Raw genomic sequence first — 22,473 nt, forward strand, 5'->3', positions numbered from 1 at the left:
ACTCAACGGGTCTTTTGGTAAACCCGGATGCTGTCATTATTGCGGCCAAACAAGATGGTCAGGGTGTCATTCTGTTCCAGAACGACAAGGTCCCGCACGTCGCCCTCGACCCGAAAACCGGATTTTAGCTGCGGTACATACGAAAACCGGAACGTTCCGTTGTTTTTAAACAGCGAACCGTAATTGGCATCCATCTTTCCAATCTTGATGCGGGTATACGACTGGTTTCCTCCAACCAGCAAATCCTTCAAACCGTCGCCATCGTAGTCGACCAGCGCCAGGGCAAAAATGGGCGCAAATTGGGCTTCAACGGGCAGGTCATGTTTGATAAAGGTGCCATCCCCCTTGTTTTCCAGCAGGATAGAACTGAAGGTGGTCGCCTGAAGCGTGTCGGCGCGGGTCAGTTGTTCCGGCGTCAGGATCTCTTTCAGGGTGGCGTCGGCGAAGGACTGGTAGGTCGGAAATTTCCGGCGAAGTGGAAAAAGCTGGTTGAGGGCTTCGTCGCGGCTCACCAACGGATACGAACGACCCTGGTTGTAATAACACAGAAACGGATCGATGGCTTCATTCTGGTCAAAATCGCCGTATACCATCGTCACCGGCTCGGTTTCGGCCGGTTTCATCTGGCTGTTGCGGCCAAAATTGCCGACTACCAAATCCAGATCGCCGTCGTTGTCAAGGTCGGCGGTTTCAATGCGGTTCCACCAGCCGTTTAAATGAGTGAATGAGTGAATGAGTGAATGAGTGAATACCCTGCCGGATTCATTTTTTAGAACGGATATGGGCATCCACTCGCCGACGAGGACGAGGTCTTGCCATCCGTCTTTGTCAACATCGAGCGTGACGGCGTCGGTGACCAGACCGATTTTGGTTAGAAAGGGCGCAAGCTGAGCGGTTTTATCGGTAAAAATGCCTTTGCCATCGTTGATGAGGATGCGACTGCTGGTGGGTTCGGGATACCGGCCCGGTATGACCCGGCCCCCAACGAACAAATCGAGGTCACCGTCTTTGTCGAAATCCAGCGAAACGACGCAGGCATCACTGATGGTTTCGTCGGGAAGCGCCCCGGTTTGCCGCGTAAAATTCCCTTTTCCGTCGTTGAGATACAACCGGTCCTGCAACAGCAGATCGTCGGGCAAATAGGCAAAACCGCCACTGGCTACGTACAAATCCGGATCGCCGTCGCCGTCGGCATCGAAAAACAGCGCGTCCGTGTCTTCGTGCATTTTGTCCGCATCGAAAGCCGGTTGCGGGCTTACCTGCCAGCTTCCATTCTTTTGCTGCAAAAGCAAGCTTCCCGCCTGACCTTTCGCACCGGCGGCATACAAATCGATCAGGCCGTCGCCATTCACATCCGCCTTTGCCAAGTGCGGCCCCTGAAACGATAACATATTGGGAATCAGTAACTGTCGTTTGAAATCATTGTAAGCATCCTCCGTATGCCGGTACGGGAGCGAATCGGTAAGAAATTCCGTAAAAACCGGTTTCTCCGGGACGGTTTTGTTCCAGTCATATTTTCCGGCTGCCTCCTCCGGTTTCAAAACCAGCTTTTGGTTGGCCTTTACGCCCCGCAATACCTGCATCTGGTCATTCGGCCAGACAATCCGCAGACTATCGACGGTTGTCGCCTTTCCCACACCAAAATGCAACGGCGTGTGCATGCAGGACTGAAAACCGCGCGAGGGGTTAAACTCCTGATACTGCGTCATTCCCTGGCTATACACCCATACTTTGGTTCCGGCAGTGAGTGTCGCCGAGCTGTTCCCGAGCTGAACCTGCAAATAATGCTGCTCCGAAACCCGGCTGTCGTTGCGGTAAATCGAGGGCGGAACGTTGATGTTGTTGGTGATGATTTCCAGATCGCCGTCGTTGTCCAGATCGGCATAAACCGCCCCGTTCGAAAGCGCTTTCTGGTCCAGCCCCCAGGCTTTTACCTTGTTTTCGAACGTCAACTGACCGCTATTCCGGAAAATGTAATGCTGGGTTGTGGTCGACGGCATTTGTCTGAGAATATCCATCATGGCCGTCGAATCGCCCCGGGCAATCTTCAACTGCTGGTCGGCGTAGAACTTCATGAAGTCCATGTTGGTGTAATCCCGCAGGTAGCCGTTGGTGACGTACAGATCCTTCCAGCCGTCGTTGTCAAAATCCGCAAATAGCGGACACCAGCTCCAGTCGGTATTGGAGATGCCCGCCAGTTGTCCGATTTCGCTGAATTTAGGCACCCGAAAACCGTTCTCTTTTTGAACGCCGGTATGCAACTGCAACATGTTCCGCATCAACTGGTGGTCGAACCCGTTGCGGAGCATGTTCTGGTAGGTTTCGTAATTCTCCGGGCCATAGAGCAGTTTTTGCCGCCGGTTGTCTTCGGGCAGCATGTCGAGCGTGAAAATATCCGGCCAGCCGTCGTTGTTGATATCCGTCACCTCGTTGCCCATCGAAAAGTAGCTCAAATGCCCGACCGACTTATCCAGCGAATCGTAAAAGTGGCCCTTTCCGTCGTTGAGATAGAGGTAATCCTGTTCGATGTAGTCATTGGAAACGTAAATATCGGGCCAGCCATCGAGGTTGATGTCGGCAATGGCAACGCCCAGTCCGAAACCGATCGGATTGCCTTTGATCCCGGCTGCTTCGCTGACGTCCACGAACCTTCCATTGTCGTTGCGGAGCAAGCGGTCGCCCGCAAACTCGTCGCGCATGGCTTTTACGGCAGCCGCATCGAACCGCTTGAAATCCTTGATGTTGTGGTTGAGCAGAAAACAGTCCAGATCGCCATCTTTGTCATAATCAAAGAAAGCGGCCTGGGTGCTGTGGGTGGGCAGATCCAGTCCATATTGGGTGGCCTGATCCGTAAACGTTAGATTTTTGTTGTTAATATACAGCCGGTTGCGCCGTTGTTCCGGTCGTCCGCTGCCGGAGTAACAGACGTAAATATCCAGCCAGCCATCGCGGTTGATGTCGACCAGCGTCACGCCGGTTTTCCACCCCAGCCCCTTGCCGATTCCCGCCGAAGACGAAACATCTTTGAACTTCAAACTGCCCTGATTGACGTACATCCGGTCGGCCACCATGTTCCCGGTGAAGTACAGATCGGGCAAACCGTCGTTGTTCAAATCACCGACTGCCACGCCCCCGCCGTTGTAGAAATACTCGTAGGCCAGCACGTTGTTTTTTTCGGTCTCGACCAGTTTGTTAACAAATTTTACACCGGTTTGCTGGGGAGTGAGCGGGGTAAACTGGGCCAAAGCAGGTTGGGCGGTCAGCAGACCGATGAGGCAGCGTATCAGGCCGGAAAGCCGTCTGATTCGAAGAAAGTGTACGGTAGTAATCATCAAAAAGACTTACGGGTTAACAAGCCCACATAGCGACAGCCTATTAACCCGTAAGTTACGAAAATATACAAGTTACTTATTGTTTATCCCACCAGATCCGGGTCGTAAACAGATCGGGACCCTGCACCGCAATGGCCGCGTTATACTGAGCCGCATTCCGGCTGGCTTCCGATGATGGATAGCGCAACCGGCGCATGATCGTGCCACCGGTTTCGTTGCCCGCGTAGTTGGTCGGGGTCAAAACCGGGTAGCCCGTCCGACGCCAGTTGGCGTAGGCTTCGTACGAATTCAGGAAGTTAACCGCCCAGTATTGCGTACCAATTTGCTCCATTTGCTGCGCCGTCGTACCGGTTGCCAGATACGGATGCGCCGTCAGGTAGGCCGTGATGGAAGCCGCGGGAATGGTTCCGCCATACAATGACATCATGCTCATGGCCGCCGTCACGCCTTTGTTGTAGTGTGCAGCCGCCTGACCGTCACCCCAGCCGCGAACGGCGGCTTCGGCGAGCAGGTATTCCACTTCGGCATAGCTCTGGAAAACCGTCGGGGCCGAGTTGCTCGCGATTTTATTCAGGTTGGCTTCCGAATACGTCGCCATCGACTGGTCGGTCCAGGTTGGAATGAGCGTTTTGATGGTCGTCACGTCATACCCGTTTGGCAGGCCTTTCTGCACAGCTGGAGCCGATGCAGTGGCTTCTTTCGTCGGGTCTGCGTTTCCTTCCCATAGGGTTGCGATAAACGGCAGGCGCGGATCGTTGTTGTTTTTCAGGAAGTTGACAAACGTCTGGCTCAACTTGCTGTTGGCATTGCCTTTCAGGTTGGTTGCGTCATATTCCTGCGTTTTCAGCGTGTTGCTGTCGAGGTTCCGTTTGTTGTCGTCACCCTCGGCATGGTTCACTTTGGCAATGTCGTCGTTGCTTTGCATAACGCCCCCGGCAATTGCTTTTTTCACGTAAGTTTCCGCTTTGGCCGGGTCCACTTTCGTGAGCCGCATACCCAGGCGGAGCATTAGCGAATAGGCGAATTTCTTCCATTTGGTCAGATCGCCCGCGAAAATGATATCACCCGCGCCGTACCCGGTTTTGGTGGCATCCAGGGCCGGAGCCGCCAGATCCAGTTCATTGAGCATGTCGGCATAAATGTCGGCCTGCTTGTCGTATTTCGGCGAGTATGTATTGTTCAGATACCCTTTTGCCGCTTCGGAATACGGAATATCGCCGTACAGATCCGTCACGCGGTGGTAGGCAAACACCCGGAAAATCCGGGCCACGTTGTAAAGGTTCGACTGCGCCGGATCGTCTTTTGTCAGGGCAATAATCTGTTCCAGTTCCTTGATGTGCGAACCGTAGGCCGTCTCGAAAAATGCATCTGAATACGGGCCGTTGTACAGGTACTTATCCCCCGACCAGTAGGTGTTCAGGGCGGCAAAATGCTGGATGATGGCGCCGGCATAAATCAGATTCCCCCGGTGATTTTCGTAACCTGTTCCGGCGGTTTTCACCACGCTGTAGGAAAACAGGTTGGGAATAACCGGCGTCGTGAGGGCATTCGGGTTGGTGTTGAGTTCCTCAAACCCGTTATCGCAAGAGGAAAACAGGAGACTGGCGCTCAGGAGACTCGTCAGGATCGGCAGTCGTCTTCTTTTTATTGTTTGTAACATGATGCTGTAGTGTTAAGATCAGTAGTTCTTAGAAACGAACCATCAGGTTCAGACCAAAGCTGCGGGCCGGTGGTACGCCGAACATTTCGAGTCCCTGCGCATTTCCGCTGTTGTAGGTCGATTCCGGATCGACGTTCGGCACTTTGCTGTACAATAACAGCAGGTTCCGGGCGACGAACGACAAACTAACCGATTGAATGGGCGTTTTGGCCAGGAACGACTTCGGCAGTGTGTAGCCAAACGTCAACTGGCGCAGCTTGGCAAAATCCGAGCTGTAGATGAACTGGTCGGTGATGGTCGTCAGACCGCTGTAGTAGTCCTGAACGTCTTTGCCCGCAAACGTTTTCGTGAACGCATCGCCGGTTGGCGAAACACCGGTTACGGTCAAACCGCCTTCACGGCCCACCAATGTCTCTTTGGCCAACCCTCTGGCGTAGGCGAAATAGTTGGTCGCACTGTACAGTTTGGCACCAAATTTCGCATCGATCAGGAAGCTCATCGAGAAGTTCCGGTAGCTAAACGAATTGGTCAACCCCATCGTCAACGGCGGCACACCGCGGCCCAGCATCGTAAACTCACTGCGCATCGGAACGCCGGTGGCGGTGTTGTAAACCGTGTTGCCATTGGCATCTTTCAGGGCTCTATACCCTGCCAGCATTCCATAAGGCTCACCCTCAAAGTGGTAGACGTAAGCACTTTGTGTCCGCGACTGATCGAGTTCCAGGCGTTTCAGACCATCGGCGATTTTCACGACTTTGTTATCGTTGTACGCCATGTTGTAGGCCACGTTCCACGTCAGACCGCTGGCCGCTTTGACGGGCGTACCGGTCAGCAACACTTCGATCCCTTTGTTCACCACTTCACCCACGTTCAGCAACACGTTGCCGTAGCCGGAAGCCGACGAGGTTGATGCCGTTACGGGGTCATTCTTGGTCACCCGGTTGTAATATGTCAGGTCAAGGCCCAGTTTGTTGTTGAACAGCTTGGTTTCCAGACCAATTTCCGTGGTCGTCGAGGTGTTGGGCTGCAGCAGGGCGTTCGGGATGGTTCCGCCGTTGATGCGCATCAGCGGGACGCTGCCCACATAGGAATTGCCTTCCAGCGCGTAGGTCAGGTTCAGGGCGTACGGGTTCGGATAACCACCCCCTACCTGCGCCAGGGAAGCGCGGATTTTTCCGTAATTCAGCCAGTTGCCTTTGTTGGGCAGCACGTCGGAGAACACAAAGCTCAAACCGGCCGACGGATAGAACAGGCTGTTGTTGGCCTTCGCCAGCGTCGAGAACCAGTCCTGGCGACCGGTCAGGGTCAGGAACAGCACATTCTGATAGCCCACATCCGCCGAAGCAAACAGGGAGTTGATGCCAAAACCGCTGTAGCCGTAGCCCGATGATTTGTTGATCGTATTGTCGAGGAAGTAGTTGAACGGCACGTTGAACTGGCTGCCGTTGTAGCTCATTTCCTCCGTCGAGCGACGCATCCGGTTTCCACCCGCCAGGGCATTGACCGAGAAAGCCCCGAACTCTTTGTTAAAGCCAAGCAACACTTCGGCGTTGGTTTCCTGAATCTGCACCTGACGGCGGTTCATGCTCCCCAGCGTCGAGTAGGCCAAACCGGTCGGTTCGATGCTCAGGTATTTCATCATGTTGTTGTCGGTACCCACCCGACCCCGGATGTAGAGGAAGTCGGTGATGTTGTAGCGCATCGAAAATGATCCCAGAAAGCGGTTCCGGATGTCTTCGTTTTTCACTTTGTTCACCACGAAATACGGGTTCTGTGCATACACGCTGCTGTTCCAGAGTGCCTCATACCCACGGGAATCATAACCCGGATCGAGCGAACGGATGTCGACGGTATTGGCAATCATCTGCACCCCGTAGTTCGGGTTTTTGGGCGTATCCGACAGGAAAGTCCGGTTGGTTCCGGTTTCAATGTTATACTGCGCAACGCCCTCGAAAAGCACTTTTTTCGACAGGTTGGCATTGGCGCTCAGGTTGAACGATTTCCGGTTGAATCCGGAGTTCGGAATGCTGCTTTTCGAGTCGAGGTTCGACGCGGAGAAACGGAAGCTAGCCGCTTCGTTCCCACCGGCCACCGCCACGGTGTTGGTGAAGGTGCTACCGGCGTTGTAGAAATTTTTGACGTTGTCTTTCTGGGCTGAATACGGCCGGGTAACGCCGTCGAACTGAATCACCGGCGAACCGTCGATCCGGGCACCCCACGATTGCGCTCCCGTGTTGATGGCTTCCTGCTGGGTCAGCGGTTTGGCCTGCCGGATTCCCTGACCGTAGTCATACTGCCAGTCGGTCAGCGTAAAAGGGCGATCGCTCGTATAGGTTCCGTTGTATTCGACCCCGATTCCTTTCTGGCCTTTCCCGGTTTTGGTCGTAATCAGAATGACCCCGTTCGACGCGCGTGAGCCGTAGAGAGCCGCAGCCGTTCCCCCTTTCAACACCGAAATGGTTTCGATATCGTCGGGGTTGATGCTGTTCAAACCGTCGCCCGTGTCCGTTCCACCCCACATACCGGCCGAGTTGACGTTCGTGTTGTCGATAGGCACGCCGTTGACAACGTACAGAGGCTGGTTGTTACCACTCAGCGAACCGTTCCCCCGGATAATGACCCGGCTCGATCCGCCCGGTCCCGTTGCCGTTGCGGTCGCGTTCACCCCGGCGACTTTTCCCGACAGGGCGTTTCCGAGGTTGATTTCGCGGGCCTGCGTAAAATCCGACCCTTTCACTTCCGTCACCGAATAGCCCAGGGCTTTTTTGTCTTTGGCAATACCCAACGCCGTTACGACGACCTCCTCCAGCGTCTTGTCATCTTCAACCAGGGCAACATCGATGGTCGTCTGGTCGCCCACGGTAATGTTCTGGGCCACAAATCCAAGCGACTGGATCACCAGCACACTGCCTTTGCCGACACTGATGGAATACCGGCCGTCGGCGTCCGTGATCGTTCCTTTGTTAGTTCCTTTAATCAAAACGTTGGCACCCGGAATGGCGCTCTGGCTTGCATCTGTCACTTTTCCCTGTACGTTCAGGAGTTGCGCCCACGACACGCTGCAACTCAGGAGCAGTACGAAAAAAAGGAGAGTAAACCGCTCTTTACATAGCTTCATTGGTTTTCTGTAGGTTGGTTGATGTTAAGAAATAAGCGCAATGGCATTACGGGAACTAGTACAGTAAGAAAATGGAAATAAGCAGATTAAGGGATTAGTGATAGAGTGCACAGAATACTTATTATAATAAATTACGTTCTTTATAGGAAACAAATGGCGTGTAAGCTTTAATAATATTTGGCTTTCTACTGAATTAGCAAGCAAATATACTATTTGTTAATTTTTTTAAAAAATGCGGTATAGATAATAAATTAATACGTTTTATCAATTTCCAAAGGTCAAGTTTTAAGAAATCTATATTTTCAGGTCCAGAATATTATTATTGCGACAACCTGAATAACCCTGGTTTTCCAAAGTCAAATAAGTTCTCTAAAAAATACAGCAAATATTTTGGAACAAGCCGACGCGATCAGCCAGCAGGCGGGCATTTGAGACAGAATAGCGTGATGTAGACCGACGACCAGGCGGGAAGGAGCGTCAGCGCAGAGGTTTAATACCGGCTTTTTTGATTTTAGCTACCACGAAATTACCGATGGCTTTTCCCTGTGTTTGCCCGTTCTCGATTGCATCGCGGAAATGAATACCGCCGTAGAGCCGGGAGATGGCCGCTTCTTCGGCCGCTTGCCGGAAAGACTTAAAATCGCGGGTAGGCAGTTCAAACAGGACTTCGGTATCGTCCGTAAACGAAAAATTATCGCCAATCAGGTACGTCAACACTTCAGCCACAGCGGTCGAAATGACGCTGTGACCGCTGGTGTATTCCGGAAAGGGTGGCGTTTGCAACAGCGGTTGCCAGCGTGCATCGATGGAGCGGTTGATGACGGTTTCGGGTCGTACGCGGTTGCTGCGGTATTTTTCATCCCAGCAACTGATAAAGGCATCCATCAACGTGGCGGCAACCAGCCAGTGGGCCTGGAGCGTTTTGTCAAAATCCAGTTTGGCTTTCCGGGTCGCAATGCTGGTAATATTCATCCAATGCCCGCCCGGACTGATTTTTTTAAAGCCAATCGACATGTGGCCGGAGGTATTGATGGCGAAGGGGTTGCAGTCCCAGTACGAGGCTATAAACCGTTTTTTTTCATCCAGATTCTTCCCTTCCCGATACACTCCGTAGGCCAGTTTGTAAAATTCGCTGGTGGAATCCTTGCTGAAAGCGACCGCCGGTTTGGGGGTAAACTGCGAACAGGTATCGATGAACATCGGGCGGATGGTTCGCCAGTGCGGTTCGATGGCTTCGATGTAACCCGGCGGGGTTGGATACCAGAATTGGTCGCCTTTGGCGGGCCGGTGGCGCAGGCGGGTGCTTAGTTTCAGGTAATTATCGGTAGCGGCATAGGCCGTTACTTTTTTGGCCACTTCCTGCGCAACGGCCACCGACGGGTTGATCACGGCCTGATCGTACCCTTCTTTCCGGAGCGTTTCCAGCAGCTTTTTTTGTTCCTCCTCCAGCATGTAGCCCGAAGGGAGCATCAGCCGACCGGTTTCCAGTACGCAAAAAAGGGCGGCAATCTGGTAGTTGTACGGGCTTTTAGAATCAAAGGTTATTCTTTTATGGCTACGAACCAAAGCCGCAGGGGGTGTCAGGGCGGTATTATGCTGCGCCATAATTTCATACGCTCCCAGTAAACTGTATGTATAAAACCGGCTGGCGGCTGGCGGATTAGCCACATCATGAATCATCACCATCGTCACCGCGAAAATCGTTGGCTGCAGATGACGCCCCAGATCCGGCCTGGCCTTTTGCCCCTGCACCGAATGAATAACCAGAAAACCAAGCAGGAATAAATACCGCATGACCATCATTTTTTGTAGACCTGGACCGGTTCGTTGAAGGCCCCGATTATCAGATATTTTTGCTGCTTTACCTGCAATTCGACCACCGCTTTAACATCGCCAATCACCGATAAACCCGATTCGGGTTGACTCACATAAGAAAAACCGCCTTTCCCATCTCCTTTTAATAAGCAGCCATAATTGGCATCCAGGCTGCCAATTTTCAGCCGATTATCGGATTTATTTCCCAGAAGCAGAACGTCCATAAAACCGTCGTGATCGAAATCCTCGACCAATGATTTCGTCACCGGCGAAAATTGGGCTGGCAGCGGCAGAATCTGTTTTACAAATGCGCCATCTTTCGCCAGAAAACAGACGGAACGGCATTCAGTAGCCGTCATTTTTTTGGCTTTCGCCAGATCATCCGCCGAGAAAATGTCATTGATCGTTGCCGTCGAATAATCTTTGTAGTAGCCAAATTTCCGGCGCATGGGGAAGATCTGATCATTCAATTCGTCGCGGCTGACAAACGGATAGGACGTTCCCTGCACATAAAAATTAAAGAATGGGTCAATGGAACCGTTTTTATCAAAATCGGCATACACCAGCTCGGCAGGTTCTTTTTTCGAGTATTTAAGCTGCGAATTGATGCCCAGGTTTCCGGCGATAATGTCTTTTTTACCATCACCGTTTACATCGGCAACGGTGATCGAAAACCAGAAACCGTTTTCTTCTTCCGGGAAGTAATGAGCGGTTTTATCCACGAAACCGTCTTTGGTATTGGCAAATACTTTAATTGGCATCAATTCCCCACACAGAATCAGGTCTTTTCGGCCATCACCGTCCAGATCTTCCCATTGGGCATCGGTGACCATACCGATGTTCGAGAACGGCGTTTTTACGGTCTTAAACTGCCCTTTTCCGTTGTTCTCCAGCAAATAAGAAGTGGGTGGTTCCGGATACCGCCCCGGAATAACCCGCCCGGCAACGAACAGATCCTGATCGCCATCGCCGTCGAAATCCACCACACGCACACAGGATTTACTGCTGGCAGTCAGCACGGGTAATGCGGTCGTAACCAGTTTTAAATTGCCTTTTCCATCGTTGATGTACAGAACATCCTGCAACGACGGCGTGTTGGGTTCGAACAGGGAATAACCGCCTTTGGCAACGTATAAATCATCGTAACCATCGCCATTGGCATCGAAAAAAACAGCCGCCGAAAGTGCCGAAACGTTTTCATCTCCAATGGTTAATTCTTCGATTTTTTTGAAGGTGCCGTCCGCTTGCTGCAGCCAGATTTTGCCGTTGGTATTTTTATCCCCGCCAATAAAAAGATCGTCCAACCCGTCTTTATTCACATCGCCTTTTGCCAGAACCGGCCCGACCTGCGAATACATAAACAGCATCAGCGGCTGGCGCTTGAAATCATTTTCGTTGTAGCCTTCGTGGAGGAAGGAAATGATCTTCCCGGTTTTTTGAAAAATACCGGGTTTGTTTTTCTGACCCACCACGCCTTTCGACTTCGGAGCGTTCGTCGGCTGCGTAATCGTGAGAACCTGATTGGCAGCCACCTGAACCAGTTTCTGTTCGGTTTGATCGGGCCAGATCACCCTGATGGAGTCAACCGTCGTTGCTTGGTCGAGGCCGAAATGCAGCCGGGCCGATTGCGAGGACAGATAGCCCCGAACCGGCTGTTGCTCCTGATACTGCAAACCGCCCTGGGTATAAACCGTTACTTTGGCTCCTACCGCCTGTTTATTTTTGCCCGCCGAAACCAGTTTGAGCTGAATGTAAGACGTTTTTAATTGCTCCCGAGTCAAATTCTGGTACACAAAAGCCGGTTCGTTGATGTTATTGACAACCAGTTCCAGATCGCCGTCATTATCCAGATCGGCATACACCGCCCCGTTTGAAATCGAAGCGGTTTGAAAACCCCAGTCGGTTTGTTTATTCGCAAAAGTCAGATCCCGGTTATTCTTAAAAATATAATTAGGCAGTTTGGTCGATGGCATCGCCCGGATCAAATCCATGAGCTGAATCGATTCGCGTTTGATCGCTTTCTGCACTTTGTAGTCACCCCAGTATTTCAGAAAATCTTTATTGGTATAATCCCGCAAATAGCCGTTGGTAATAAACAGATCTTTGTAGCCGTCGTTGTCAAAATCAGCCAGCAAAGGAGCCCAGCTCCAATCCGTATTAGAAACACCGGCGGCCTGCGCAATTTCGCTGAAGGTTCCGTCGCCATTGTTCAACTGCAACATGTTCCGCATGTATTGCTTGTAGAGTTTCTGCTGAACCATGAGTTCAAACGACTCGTAATTTTCCTGAAGTTGCAGCAGTTTCTGTCGGCGATTATCTTCGGGTAACATGTCCAGCGACATCATATCCGGCAGGCCGTCGTTGTTGTAATCGGCAATGTCGATGCCCATCGAGAACTGCGCCAGATGCCGGAAAGAATGCTGGGTTTCGTCTTTGAAGGTTCCGTTTTTCTGGTTGATATAAAGGTAATCCGATTCGTTGTAATCGTTGGTGACGTAAATATCGGGCCAGCCGTCCTGATTCACATCGGCAATGGCCATGCCCAACCCAAACGTGAGCGGATACTGGTGAATACCGGCTTTTTTGGTGACATCGACAAAGTGGTTATCCCGGTTTTCGTAGAGTTTATTCCCGGCCAGTTCATCCACTTCGTTCCGCAGTTTGGCCAGTTCCATGTTGTCATATTTTTTCACATTGTGATTCAACAGCATCATGTCCAGATCGCCGTCGTTGTCAAAATCGAAAAAAGCCGACTGGGTGCTGTAACCCGGATCATCGAGACCGTATGATTTGGCCTGTTCGGCCAACCGCACCGACCCATCGGAGGAAACACCCTGATTGATAAACAATTGGTTCCGGCGTTTATCATCCTCTCCTTTCCCGGAATAACAGACATAAATATCCAGCAACCCATCGCCGTTGACGTCGGCCATGCTAACGCCGGTTTTCCAGCCCCCCGCCCGACCACCCAGACCCGGTGCCGCGGTTTTGGTGATGTCTTTAAATTTCAATCCACCCAGATTCAGGTAGAGTTTATTGGGTTTCAGGTTGGCCGTAAAAAACAGATCATCCAGGCCATCGTTATTCAGATCGCCGACGGCAACACCGCCCCCGTTGTAGAAATACTCGTAGGATAAGACGTTCAGGCTTTCGTTTTCGTCGATGTCGTTGCTGAAATCGATGGCGGTTTGTTTCGGAGAAAGAAGTTGAAAAAGAGTCGATTGGGCTTGCAAAAATGAAACCGGGAGACACAACAACACTAGCCCTACCTTACACAACCATGCTGCTTTAAAACCGGATGCGCATACTTTATATTTCGAACCGAGGACAATCATGGTAGCTTAAAACGAAAAACTTCAACAGAAGAAGTTGAAGTTAAGGTAATTTCTGAAACAAATAAAAAAAGGGAAGGCACCATCCGGCGACCCTCCCTTTTTCCTGAGCTTACTTATCCCACCATACCCGGCCGGTGAGCAAATCACCACCCGTCAGGCGGCTAACGGCTTCGGTGTAACTGGTTTTGTTATTGATGATTTCCGTTGAGAGGTAAATCATCCGGCGCGGAATGGTTGCGTTCGTCACATTCCCCGGATAATTGACCGGCGTCAGCGTCGGATAACCCGACCGGCGCCAGTTGATCCAGGTTTCAACGAAGTCCATGTAGCTACCCGTTGCCAGCCAGTACTGCGTATTGATGGCATTCAGCGAAGCTTCCGTTGACGTCACGTTCAGCGGATTGGCGGCTACGTAGGCAGCAGCGGCTGCGGGCGTGATGGCTGCGGTGGCATCCAGTTGCGAGAGCGACGTCATGGCGGCCGTTACGCCGTTGGCATAGTGTTCGGCGGCCGTTCCCGGCACGTTCCAACCCCGCACTTTGGCTTCCGCCAGCAGCAGTTCGGTTTGCGCGTAGGTCATCGTTTCCAGCGTGCCGTTGCGTTTCAGGTAAACCGAGATGCGTGGCCGGGAGTATTTCCCGAGGGGTGCCACGTCGTTGCCGGTTCCGGTTGCTCCCGGATAGCCCGCCGACGTTCTGATGTCACGGGCACCTCCGCTCAGGTCGTAGCCATTGGGCAATCCAACCTGAACAGCCGGATCGTTGCCCCCCACCAGTGTCTGAAGCGCATTGTTGGCCAAGCCCGGCTGCGGCACTTCGGCAATGGCACTCAAACGCGGATCATTGGTCGTTTTCAGGGCATCGATGAAGGTCTTCGACCACCGCAATTCCCGGAAGTCATCCGCAACCTGGTACACGTTGAAAATCCCGGAGGTCGCATTGTTGGCATCCGAAACGATTTTCGCGTTGTCGTCGTTGGACGTAAACACCCCACCCGTAGCGGCTTTTTCGGCCCAGGTTTTCGCCGTGGCCGGATCGACTTTAGTCAGTCGCATGGCCGCGCGCAACATCAGCGAATAGCCCAGCTTTTTCCACTTGGCGATGTCGCCGGCATAATACAAATCACCGGTTGGTTTCAGCTTGGTGGCATCCAGGGCGGCCGTTGCCTGCTCGAGCTCGGTCAGAATAGCCGTATAAATCGACTGCTGCGTGTCGTATTTCGGGTTCGCAACGCCTTCTTTCACCTTGAAAGCTTCGCTATACGGAATATCGCCGTAGACGTCGGTAGCCCGCTGCATGTTCATGGCCTGCATGATCCGGCCGACGTTGTAGAGGTTCGTATACTGCTCCTTCCCTTTCGTCAGGCTAATCATTTCGGCCAAAACCGTACCGATGCTGTAGGCCCGGCTAAACAGGCTGCCCTGATAGCTGGTCGAATTCTGGGTATTTACATACTTATCACCATTCCCGTAATAGGTAAAGGTCGACGCCAGAACCTGCATCGAAGTGCTTTGGTACAGAATCCCATCGTAGCCCAGGTTGATATACGACATCTGGGCGTTGGGCAAAAAGAAGTTCGGGTCCCAGGTTGACTCACTCGACCGCGTCGGGTCGGTGTTGATGTCGTCAAATTTATCGGTACAGCTTGTCGCACAAACCAGCAACATCGCTGCTATATAGATTGAAGTTCTCTTCATGGTTCTCAATTATTTTTTAAACCGGGCATTTAAGGTGAAACCAAACGTTCTGGTCGAGGGCAACTGGGCACCTTCCGTTCCGGCGTAGCGCAGGTCGGACGAGAAACCGGCTTCTGGATCGAAGTTTTCGGTGTGCTTCAGCAGCGTAGCCAGGTTACGACCAACCAGTGATAAGGATAGGTCTTCAAACGGCAGTTTGCTACCCGTAAACCATTTTTCCGGCAGGTGATAGCTCAGAACGACCTGGCGCAGCTTAATGAAATCGGCATTGAACACGTTCAGTCTGGAAATGTTGGTCACCAGCGCCGGGTAGTAGGTATAGGCCGGTACATTGCGGGTGTTGGTTTCGCCGGTTGCCAGCACACCCGAAGCCACGACTCCGGTTTCACGGCCTTCGAGGGTCATCTTGTGCAAACCGTCCACGATGGAATAGTGGTTGGTGGCCGACAGCACTTTTGCGCCAAATTTATAATCAAACAAGAACGAAAGTCCAAAGTTTCCGTAGTTGAAGCTGTTGTTCAAACCACCGTATACTTTCGGAATAGCCGATCCCATGGGCGTCAGTGCTCCTCTTTCCGGAACCCCGTTAGCACCGACGATGACCTGGCCGTTGGCGTTATATTTGTAATCATACGCCATAATTTGCGCGGCTGGCAAACCTTTCACGTGGGCGATGTTCCCGTTCAGAGGCCGGTAGGTTCCCAGTCCGAGGGTAGTCGTACCGCCATCGCCGTCGATGTCCACAATCGTATTTTTGACGTTGGTGATGTTGAACGACACATCCCATTTGAACGATTTGTTCACAATCGGCGTACCGGTGATCAACAACTCAAGCCCGGTATTTTTGGTCGACCCCAGGTTCAGAACCCGCGACGAGTACCCGGTGGTGGGCGACAACGGACCGCTCACAATTTCATCCTTGGTTTCCCGGTTGAAATAAGCGAAGTCGATTCCCAGGCGGTTTTGCAAAAACTTAGTTTCAAAGCCAATTTCAAACTCTTTCAACCGGAACGGTTTCAGGTTGAGGTTGGGCAACTGTGAACTAAATCCGCCCTGTGGAACGCCATTGATGGTGTTGCCCAGCGAATAATACTGGCTCGTCAGGTAGGCGTCAAACGCTTCACCGCTGGTCTGGGCATACGACGCCCGTAGTTTACCAAAATCCAGAGAAGGCACTTTAAACAATTCGGAGAACACTAAACTGGCTGAAACCGAAGGAGCAAAAATGCCCCGGTTGGCCGACGGCAGAGTCGAGTAGATGTCGTAACGACCCGTGGTCGACAGCGTCAGGAAGTTTTTGTAGTCAAAATCCGCCGTGTAATAGGCCGATTGAACCTGCCGTTCGTTAAATCCATAAGACTGCCCTTTGGTCAGCGTGTTCGAGAGGGTATACAGGTACGGAATGCTCAGACTACCGCCCGAAACCCCAACACTCTCGGCTCTGTTTTTTCTGAGGTTGGCACCCAGCGCCATATTCAGGTTCAAATCTGGAAGCAGCTTGCGGTTAATTCCCAACAAACCGTCGATGTTCATCTCGTGTTTCTGCTCTTTGCTGTAATTGACGCTGCCTAGCCGCGAATAAGCGGTACCGTAAGGTGTCACACCAAAGCCGCCGTCATTGATCAGGTCATACCCAATCCGGCCCTGCAGGTAAATCCAGTCAGCAAATTGGTATTTACCGGTTATGGCTGAAATCAGGCGTTTCCGGTCCAGGCTGCTTTTATACTGATTAACGACAAACCAAGGGTTGGTTTTGTACGTATCATCACTGAACGTCAATTCATTCCCCGTTACGGGATCGAAACCGGGTTTCAAAGCGGCCTGGTTGAAACTTGTGGCGAGCAGCATAATCCCATAGTTCGGGTTCTGAGGGGCATCGCTCAAAGCTGGCCGGTTTTTATCCTGCTGATCGATGTAATTCCCCATAATGGTCACATCGAACTTGTCAGTAACTTTCTGATTCACATTGAGGTTGATGGTTTTGCGTTTCATACCGCTGTTCCGAACAGTGGTTTGGGCATCCATCGATGACAGGGACAACCGGAAACTGGTTTGCTCATTTCCGCCTGACATCGCCACGGTATTTGTCAAGGTGGCGGCTGTCCGGTAGAAGTTCTCAATGTTGTCTTTTACCGGCGAATACGGATATTGTTTGCCGTCGAACTGGGTATACATGGCACCATCCATTTTTTCGCCCCAGCTATAAATCCCCGAATTTCGGGCACTGTTGACGTCGGTCGGCCGTTTGCCCTGCGTTCCCTGACCGTATTCATACTGATAGTCGGTCCAGTTGATTACCTTGTCAAATTGCATGTTTCCGTTGTATTCCACCGACAGACCGGAGTTTTTGCTGCCGCCTTTGGTCGTAATCAGAATAACCCCGTTGGCCGCCCGCGTACCATACAGGGCCGCAGCCGTAGCCCCTTTCAACACCGTCATGGTTTCGATATCGTCCGGGTTGATGTTGGCAATCCCGTCCCCGTTGTTGTTTCCGCCCCACTCTCCGGCGTTTCCGCGCGAAGAGTTGTCCATCGGAACCCCGTTGATGACAAACAAGGGACTACCACCACTGAAGTTGCTCACCCCCCGGAGGTTGATCCGGGACGACGAACCGGGACCACCGGTTCCGGGCGTGATGCTCAAACCGGCCACCCGCCCCTGCAGGGAGTTGATGACGTTGGTTTCCCGCGCCTGGTTGACCGAAGAGGCATCGATGGTCGTTACGGAATATCCCAGCGAACGCGTGTCCCGTTTGATCCCCAAAGCCGTTACGACGACTTCCTCCAGCGAAGCATCGCCGGGTTGCAACTGAACATCAATGTTCGAGCGGTTTCCAACGGCAATTTCCTGTTTTGCGTAGCCAATATAGGAAAACACCAGAATGGCGTTATCGTCGGGAACCACAATGCGGAAGCTTCCATTTCCATCGGTGTTGGTGCCTCGTGTCGTTCCCTTTATGGTGACCGTTGCGCCAGCCAGCCCGTTCCCTTTCTCGTCCGACACCTTCCCGGTAACTGCTTTATCCACAGCCCATGAAGGTGAAGCCGCAAAGAGTAGCCAGGCTCCGGCAAAGACAAAAACCTTTAAGCAGGTTTTAAGTAGTTTTTGTTTCATAAACTTCATTATTAGGATTGTTTTAGGTGAATATAAGTAAAAAGCGCATTCGATTCAAGCAGGAAAACAGGGGGTTAACGTGTCGATTTCCAGACCATTATAGCCTAAAAAAAGCGACTCGACTTCCAGATATTACTGAAAAAGATAAAAAAACAGGCAGAAGATTCTGTACGATGGGTGATTAACTGCAAATATATTCCTTTTTTAAAAAATTTAATAATACCGGCATTAATTTTAAATTAATGTTGAATTTATACAGTTCATCCTTGAAATTACCCGGAACGCATCATGTCCGTCTCAAGAGGCACAAGATTGTACTTTAATAATAAAAATGCAGCAATTTTACTCTCGAACTCGTTACCGATTGGTACTTTAGAAATTCCCGGACGCACTGACGTTTATAGCCGGGATGTTCCGGAATGGCTGAAGAGTCCCGGAATTTTCATGTTCTGGTTCTGCCATTCACGAGTCAAAAAAAATAATTAACAACCTAAATTTTTGCAGTGAGAACGTTACAAAACCCGGATTAGACTATCTTCCTGCCGTTTTTGCCATTTTCATTCCGCAAACCACTCCCGAATGTCTTTGCTTCAAACCGGTCTGTTGTTTTTCATTACGCTCTGGGTATCGTCATTTTCTTACTTTGAAAAAAAGCCTACTCAGACAAGTTTACAACGCAGCACTGCGGGCGGAGACGATTCCATTTTCGTTGGCAAACAACTGGCTATGCGCCATTGTGGTAGTTGCCATCTGTTTCCGGAACCGGCTTTGCTGGACAAAAAGACCTGGCTCACGGGGGTGCTTCCCAACATGGCGATGCGGCTTGGCATCAGACTGCCCAGTCAGGATACACTAAAACCGCTGTCGCCCGAGGAGGAAAAAGCCGTTGCCCATCTGACTATTTACCCCGAAACCGCCCGGCTTTCGGCAGACGAGTGGACGGAAATTGTACGGTATTACGAACGTCTCGCACCCGCCGAACCGTTGCCGCAACAACCCTATCAGCCCCTGACCAATCAGCTTCCGCTATTCAAAGCGCGGGAAATTGCGCTGGGCGATAAACCGGTTCCGCAGACTACCTTGCTAAAGTATGACAAAAATACCGCCCGGCTTTACGTGGGCGATGCCCAAAACGCCCTGTATGTGCTCGACAACCCGCTGCAGCCGGGCGATGCTTTCCTGAACGATACCTGGTGGATCGATACCGCCCCAACGGACATCGACTTTCCTAAAAATGCCGCTCCCCGTCTGCTCACCATCGGCATTTTCAGTCCGTCCGACCAACACCTCGGGCGGCTCATGACGCTGGAACGGGCGTCCAAACCCGGCTCCTCCCCCATCAATATCCGCGACTTGCCCCGTCCGGTGCAGTTTGCTTCCGGCGACCTGAATGCCGATGGAAAAGAGGATGTGGTCATTTGCGGTTTTGGCAATCATGCGGGCAAGCTGTTCTGGTACGACGGTTTCGAGCCGACCAAAGAACACGTTTTGAAAGCTTTGCCCGGTGCCAGAAAAGTGGAAATTGCGGATTTTAACCGCGACAAAAAGCCCGACATCATGGTTGTGATGGCCCAGGCGCGCGAAGAAGTCGTTATTTTTTACAACCAGGGAAACGGGCGGTTTAAGGAAAAAACCGTGCTGCGGTTTTCGCCCCTGTTCGGTGCCAGCTATTTTGAATTGGCGGATTTTAACGGGGACGGTTTTCAGGATATTCTGCTCACCAATGGCGACAACTGGGATTATTCATCCGTCAACAAAAACTACCACGGTGTACGGATTTACCTGAACGACCGGAAAGACAACTTTAAAGAAGCCTGGTTTTATCCACTCTACGGAGCCAGCAAAGCCATTGCCCGGGACTTTGACCAGGATGGCGACCTCGACATTGCGGCCACATCTTTCTATGCCAATCTGGCCCAGCCCGAGCAGGGCTTTGTGTATTTGTCCAACGAAGGTAAGCTGAATTTCAAGCCGTTCACCACCCCGGAAGGCGCTCACGGAAAATGGCTCACCATGGAAGCCGCCGATTTCGACAAAGACGGCGATGTCGATCTGGTGCTGGGTTCGTATTTCCACACCGTTGGCGAAATGACCCAGTTGATTTTCAAGGGCATTCTGTCGTTTCCGCAACTGCTGGTGCTGGAAAACCGGAAGAAATAAAAACATCAGGCTTCCGCCTTTTGCCCCGTTCCCCTAATTGATTTAACCACCGGATTACTCGTTTGGCTTTTCAGCCCACTGCTAATTGATTTAAACAAAATAAACGCCGGATTATTCGTTTATTAGCCCACTGCTTTAGCTGTGGGAAGTTGAAACGCAACCGAATCGTCCCGCAACCGTTTTAACGGTTTGCTGGCCGATAAAACCGTTGAAACGGTTTCAGAATGATTCGGTTCCATGACAATTTACCCACAGCTAAAGCAGTGGGCTGAAAAGCCAAACGAATAATCCGGCGATTATTAAATTTAACGCGAACTGTGGGATTATTGGCCGCGTAGCGGACTGATGTTTGTAGCAAAACGAACCACCCGGTTCCTCCGGCGTACCTTTGGGTACGCAATCTGATGCAATTGTTGCGTACCCAAAGGTACGCCGGAGGAACCGGGTGGTTCGTTTTGCTACAAACATGTCGTGCCTATGGCACTTAATCAGCTCATAATCAATTAATAAGTTTCATAGTTCGCGTTAAATTTGAATCAATTAGGGGAACGGGGCAGGAAGCGAAAGTCCTGTAAACCAAAATAGGCAGCCCTTCCGGGCTGCCTATTTTGGTTACATACTAAATCAAACTATCAATGATTACTTCACATCCCAGAAAAGCTTGGTTTTCAGATTATCCGCTGCTTTTACGGCCGAGTAGTTCACCGCATTGTAGGTAATTTCGTTGCCCGGAATCGTCCATTTCACCGGTGGCAACGTCTGGTTATTGGCATTGTCAACCTGGAAGCTCAGCACGGGCAGGTCCAAACGACGCAGATCTGCCCAGTTTTCGTAGGGCTGAACCACGTTGTAGTGCAACCATTTTTGGGTAGCGATCAGGCTCAGTTTCTGAGCGTTGGTCGTTGCTTTCGCCCAGCTTACACCATCTCCCGCAATGTAAGCGGCAACCGAAGCTGGCGTTGCCGCCGTCGGAATGGTTGAACCCGTGATCCCGGTGGCGTTGGTCAGCGACAGAATCTTGTTGTAGAATTCTACCGACTGCGTAATGGCCGTTTCGTAGGCGGTTTTGGCCGATGCCTCGTTGCCCGTCCGCAGATAATATTCCGCCTTGATCAGGTTCATCTGCGCAGCGTTGATGATTACACCGGGGAAAAACTGGTTGTGGCTCGTGGTATACCGGTTATAAATCGCCAGTTGCCCGGCATTGTACTGAGCCGTTTGAACGGCTTCGGTCGCCAGGGGATCGATGCCAATAAACTTTCCGGCTGCGTTGAGTCCCGGTTCAAACAGGATGGGCAGACGCGGGTCCTTGTTGGTGTTCATGTGGTCTATCATCGCCTTGCCCGCCGTGTTGCCATACCAGCCGTCCGATGCCAAACCGCCCTGAAACCCTTTCGAGTTGATGTCGGTGTTGATGTCGAAAACATTGATCTGGATGTTCTGCGCGTTGGTTTCCACAATCGGGTAGGTGGTGGCGTTGCCCAGAATTTCGGCGATCTCGGTGTTGGAGCGGGTTTTCATGCTTTCCACATCCGATACACGGTTCAGCAACCGCAACCGCAAGGAGTTGGCATACCGTTTCCAGGCCGCAATGTCACCTTTATTGATAAAGTCCTGCGTCTGGAACGACTTCTGATACCCGGCATTCAGCGTAATACCGTTCAACTCGGTAGCAATGCGTTTCAGGTCATCCAGCAGAAAGGCGTAGATCCCTTCAGCCGTATCGAATTTCGCCAGCGAAGACGCGTATTCACCGCCGTTTGTGCTCAGCATACCGGCTTCCGAGAACGGGATTGCACCGTGTACATCCACCAGGCGCTGCGTTTGGTCGTAGACGTAAATCGCAGCTGCCAGCATGAAAATTTTCCGGTCAGCCTGCTGATCGGCCGGTCTGGAAGCGTAGATTTTCTGCAATTCGCGGTACTGCGCGAGCATGTTGTAGTAGTTGTACCACACGTTTTCGACCCCTGCCGAACCCGGAACGTAGAGACCGGACTGGTTCAGCCGGCCAATCGCCTGGGTGTAGGGATTCAGGGAGAGCCGCAGGGTCGTAAAATAGTGCGTATAGCCCGGCAGAACATACTCCCGGTTGGCGTAGAGCACACCGGTAAATTGTTTTTCAACGGTCGACTCGGCAATTTTGGCCGGATCGGGATAGGCTTCGGCAAACTCGGATTCCTTACAGGATACGGTTCCCAGCAAAAGCCCGGCAAATGCAAGTATGGCTATTTTTTTCATTTTCA

General features: G+C 51.7%; 9 protein-coding genes. 1 reads left to right on the plus strand and 8 read right to left on the minus strand.

Annotated elements, in window-relative coordinates; translation table 11 throughout:
• Positions 1–2: 2 nt before the first annotated feature.
• From ACO064_RS02225 to ACO064_RS02255, 7 genes are all read right to left on the minus strand, one after another.
• On the minus strand, positions 3–3,332 hold the full coding sequence (locus tag ACO064_RS02225; RefSeq protein WP_421825789.1) for a VCBS repeat-containing protein: 3,330 nt from the start codon (positions 3,330–3,332) through the stop codon (positions 3–5).
• Between the two features lie 76 nt (positions 3,333–3,408).
• Entirely contained in the window at positions 3,409–4,992 is a 1,584-nt protein-coding gene (locus ACO064_RS02230) for a SusD/RagB family nutrient-binding outer membrane lipoprotein (protein WP_421825790.1), read from the minus strand.
• A gap of 28 nt (positions 4,993–5,020) precedes the next feature.
• Positions 5,021–8,110 carry a SusC/RagA family TonB-linked outer membrane protein gene (locus tag ACO064_RS02235; protein ID WP_421825791.1) on the minus strand — a complete coding sequence of 1,030 codons (3,090 nt, stop codon included), beginning with the start codon at positions 8,108–8,110 and terminating at the stop codon, positions 5,021–5,023.
• Positions 8,111–8,587: 477 nt separating this feature from the next.
• Positions 8,588–9,910: a vanadium-dependent haloperoxidase gene (locus tag ACO064_RS02240; protein ID WP_421830980.1), complete on the minus strand. Its 1,323-nt coding sequence runs from the start codon at positions 9,908–9,910 to the stop codon at positions 8,588–8,590.
• Positions 9,910–13,179 (minus strand): VCBS repeat-containing protein, encoded by a 3,270-nt coding sequence (locus ACO064_RS02245; protein WP_421830981.1) that lies wholly within the window; start codon positions 13,177–13,179, stop codon positions 9,910–9,912. Before ACO064_RS02245 ends, ACO064_RS02240 begins: the two co-directional genes overlap by 1 nt.
• A gap of 190 nt (positions 13,180–13,369) precedes the next feature.
• Positions 13,370–14,956, minus strand: coding sequence for a SusD/RagB family nutrient-binding outer membrane lipoprotein (locus tag ACO064_RS02250; RefSeq protein WP_421825792.1), 1,587 nt, complete (start codon positions 14,954–14,956; stop codon positions 13,370–13,372).
• Positions 14,957–14,965: 9 nt separating this feature from the next.
• Positions 14,966–18,070: a SusC/RagA family TonB-linked outer membrane protein gene (locus ACO064_RS02255; protein ID WP_421825793.1), complete on the minus strand. Its 3,105-nt coding sequence runs from the start codon at positions 18,068–18,070 to the stop codon at positions 14,966–14,968.
• Between the two features lie 579 nt (positions 18,071–18,649).
• Between ACO064_RS02255 and ACO064_RS02260 the strand changes: the two genes are divergently transcribed.
• Positions 18,650–20,230, plus strand: coding sequence for an FG-GAP repeat domain-containing protein (locus ACO064_RS02260; RefSeq protein ID WP_421825794.1), 1,581 nt, complete (start codon positions 18,650–18,652; stop codon positions 20,228–20,230).
• A 639-nt stretch (positions 20,231–20,869) separates the two neighbouring features.
• On the opposite strand, the gene ACO064_RS02265 is transcribed toward ACO064_RS02260, so the two are convergent.
• Complete coding sequence (locus tag ACO064_RS02265; RefSeq protein ID WP_421825795.1) at positions 20,870–22,468, minus strand: SusD/RagB family nutrient-binding outer membrane lipoprotein; 1,599 nt, start codon at positions 22,466–22,468, stop codon at positions 20,870–20,872.
• Positions 22,469–22,473: the final 5 nt, after the last annotated feature.

This window comes from Larkinella sp., from assembly GCF_965227735.1.
In the GTDB taxonomy this organism is placed as follows: domain Bacteria; phylum Bacteroidota; class Bacteroidia; order Cytophagales; family Spirosomataceae; genus Larkinella.

What these genes read in the sequence shown, in the direction of transcription:
- ACO064_RS02225 (WP_421825789.1), bottom strand. Translation starts at nt 3,332, where the DNA reads ATGATTACTACCGTACACTTTCTTCGAATCAGACGGCTTTCCGGCCTG.
- ACO064_RS02230 (WP_421825790.1), bottom strand. Translation starts at nt 4,992, where the DNA reads ATGTTACAAACAATAAAAAGAAGACGACTGCCGATCCTGACGAGTCTC.
- ACO064_RS02235 (WP_421825791.1), bottom strand. Translation starts at nt 8,110, where the DNA reads ATGAAGCTATGTAAAGAGCGGTTTACTCTCCTTTTTTTCGTACTGCTC.
- ACO064_RS02260 (WP_421825794.1), top strand. Translation starts at nt 18,650, where the DNA reads ATGTCTTTGCTTCAAACCGGTCTGTTGTTTTTCATTACGCTCTGGGTA.
- ACO064_RS02265 (WP_421825795.1), bottom strand. Translation starts at nt 22,468, where the DNA reads ATGAAAAAAATAGCCATACTTGCATTTGCCGGGCTTTTGCTGGGAACC.
- ACO064_RS02240 (WP_421830980.1), bottom strand. Translation starts at nt 9,910, where the DNA reads ATGGTCATGCGGTATTTATTCCTGCTTGGTTTTCTGGTTATTCATTCG.
- ACO064_RS02255 (WP_421825793.1), bottom strand. Translation starts at nt 18,070, where the DNA reads ATGAAACAAAAACTACTTAAAACCTGCTTAAAGGTTTTTGTCTTTGCC.
- ACO064_RS02250 (WP_421825792.1), bottom strand. Translation starts at nt 14,956, where the DNA reads ATGAAGAGAACTTCAATCTATATAGCAGCGATGTTGCTGGTTTGTGCG.